Source organism: uncultured Methanobrevibacter sp., assembly GCF_905235195.1.
Classification (GTDB): Archaea; Methanobacteriota; Methanobacteria; order Methanobacteriales; family Methanobacteriaceae; genus Methanarmilla.
Genome location: NZ_CAJOKH010000105.1, coordinates 1 through 2,643, shown reverse-complemented (window position 1 = coordinate 2,643; position 2,643 = coordinate 1). Strand labels below are relative to the sequence as shown.

General features: G+C 25.8%; 4 protein-coding genes. 3 read left to right on the top strand and 1 reads right to left on the bottom strand.

Features of this window, described 5'->3' with window-relative positions; all coding sequences use genetic code 11:
• Positions 1-760 precede the first annotated feature (760 nt).
• Positions 761-892: a hypothetical protein gene (locus tag QZ146_RS08755; RefSeq protein WP_295723728.1), complete on the bottom strand. Its 132-nt coding sequence runs from the start codon at positions 890-892 to the stop codon at positions 761-763.
• A 287-nt stretch (positions 893-1,179) separates the two neighbouring features.
• Here QZ146_RS08755 and QZ146_RS08750 point away from each other — a divergent pair, with 287 nt between their 5' ends.
• The 3 genes from QZ146_RS08750 to QZ146_RS08740 all read left to right on the top strand — a co-directional run.
• The gene (locus tag QZ146_RS08750; protein ID WP_295723726.1) at positions 1,180-1,485 is read left to right on the top strand and encodes a nucleotidyltransferase domain-containing protein; all 306 of its coding nucleotides are present in this window, start codon (positions 1,180-1,182) and stop codon (positions 1,483-1,485) included.
• Positions 1,478-1,873 carry a HEPN domain-containing protein gene (locus tag QZ146_RS08745; protein ID WP_295723724.1) on the top strand — a complete coding sequence of 132 codons (396 nt, stop codon included), beginning with the start codon at positions 1,478-1,480 and terminating at the stop codon, positions 1,871-1,873. The genes QZ146_RS08750 and QZ146_RS08745 overlap by 8 nt, the downstream gene beginning before the upstream one ends.
• 587 nt (positions 1,874-2,460) lie before the next feature.
• Positions 2,461-2,643 (top strand): hypothetical protein (locus QZ146_RS08740; protein ID WP_295723722.1); only part of this gene is annotated, 183 nt, incomplete at its 3' end.

Genomic DNA, 2,643 nt, shown 5'->3' with positions numbered 1-2,643 from the left:
GTCAATTTTACAGATAATATGTAAATATATATTAATTGGATAAATAGTATATTACATATAATAGGTATAATAGATATTATAGTTAAAGTAGGTATAATATATATTTACCTATAATACTATATTTAGACATTATATCCATAAGTAATATTTAGCATATAATATACGGAAATACTATGCCGACTATAGTAATATTACACTAACAGGAATTGCATTAAAAATAAAGATTATATGGCTTTTAATTTAACAATGAAAGATTTTTATTTTAAATTTAAAATAATTAAAACTAGATAAGTTTAATATAGATAATTTACGAAAAATTATACATTTAATGAGTATATTAACAATGCATATAATGCTTCTTTTTTATAAAATTTCTTAATTTTTATAAAATTTAATAATTTTTGTCAATGATGACAAACACAAAATATTTTTACATTCAATTTTAAGTCAAAATTCAATGGTGCTTCAGCATTGTATTTTTTTAGGATACTCTCGAACATGATTATATTGGTTCTACAAGGTGATAGAATTTCCCATTTTTTCGAAATACCTTTCAATTTTCCAAGTTAATTTCTCATTATTACATTGCATGATTAAAATTAACATTTATTAATTGTCCCATATAGATAAGTCAGCAATTATGTATGCAAGTAATTAATTAAGCAATTACATAATTACTCGCTGAGGCTGTTTTCGATAATAGCTATGTCTTCTTCGGTCAAATCATATAATGAATAAACTAATTGATTAATTTCTGTTTCTAATTTTTTAATCCAATAGATAATTGGGTCGCAATTGCATTCACAGTAAGTGTATCATCGTACAATTGAATAAATTCTTCCATCTTTTTGTCATTAAACAAGTTGTTTTCTATCTTGGCTTCAGAAGTCATTTTACCCCCTACACAATGTATAATTTTTATCTTTTTGTGCGATATTATTAAAATATTTTAATTATTCTGCCTTGATTATAATATTGATATAAGCTGGTAATATTGTATAATTCGGTTATATTGTAGCGATTTATATATAAAAACTTATATACTTGATCAATCAATTAATTAAATATGTAATTGCTCTTTTGGGTAGTTATGTTTGATATTGTGTGCATTATTATTGTTTTACAAAATGTTTATTAGGGTTGACTTTGATATTATTATTATAGGTTCAGGTGATTATCATGAATGACAGAGTTGAAATAGCTAAAGAATTCGCGAAAACCATTAAATCAGATGATATTAAATTAATAATGTTATTTGGTTCTGTTGCTCGTGGTGAGGATACTGAAGAGTCAGATATTGATATTTTAATTGTATCTCCTAATGCTGATAATCTGAGATATAAAATTAATAGGATAGCTGTTGATATTATTCTTGAAAAAGATGAAGTGATTTCTCCACATTTAATGACTGAAGAACATTTTAATAAAACAAGAAATAATCCTTTTTTAACTAATGTGCTTAATGAGGGTGTTGTTATTGGGTAATGTTAGAGAAGCTTTTAATGTTGGCAAGGAGCAACTGATTTCAAGTAAAATGTTGTTTGAAGGTGGACAGTATAGAGATTCTGTGACTTTGTCTTATTATGCAATGTATTCTTCTGCTTTGGCTTTGTTATTGAAAAAAGATATTTTTCCAAAGACTCATGAGGGTACTTTAAGGCAACTCGCTAAAGAGTATGTTAAAGAAGGTTTGTTAAGTAAAGAATCTTATGATTATCTCTATGATGGTAGAACACTTAGGAATAAATCTAGTTATGATTATTCTACTGTTTTTTCTGAAGAATTAGCTGAGGAACTTATTTTACAAGCTGAAACATTTATTGATGAAGTTATTATGATTTTTTCTATTTATTTTTGTTGGAATTCATGGTAGTTTTGTATTCTTTTTGGTAGGTAACCCACATGATTTAATGTAGCTTACTCATAATAGTCCTCCTCATATGGTCTATTCTGTTGCCAAGTAGGATTTTTATCAAAATCATACTTTTGAATCAAAACCATGGTAATATTTTTTAAAATCATAAATATCACCTCATGCTCTTAACGAGTCACCATTCCAATTTAATATTTATAATTAGAATCATATAAACTTTATTCACGTTATTAACATCTTAAAATTGTTTTTATTGGGTTAAATTAATTTATATTTGGAATTTTAATTTAATTTAATAATATTGTGTTTAAATTTTTTAGTACAAAATTAATTAGGACGCTGTCAGTGAATTTTTATCTAATGATAATATAAAAATTAATTTCTCATAAATTGGCTATTTGGTACTTTATTGTATTTATTTTTTCTTTTAAGATATTTATATTTCTTTTTTCATTATTTTAAGATGCAAGCTGGCACTTACATTCGAAAAACTTTATATATGGCTCTGTTCATATATGTAATTGTGAGAAGCAAGCTGATTTCAAAATCAGGCTTGCTCTATTAAATATATTTCGGAGATGATTATTATGGATTTAACAAAAAAATTATTAGTTTTACTTGCAGTATTTTGTTTAATTGCATCTGCTGGTGCAGTTTGCGCAGCAGATAATGTAACTGGTGATGTAGACCCTCAAGATATAAGTGGTGTTGCTGGAAGTCAATACCAAGATGAGGCTGGCGTTGGAAACCACAATGACTTCGATATTGAT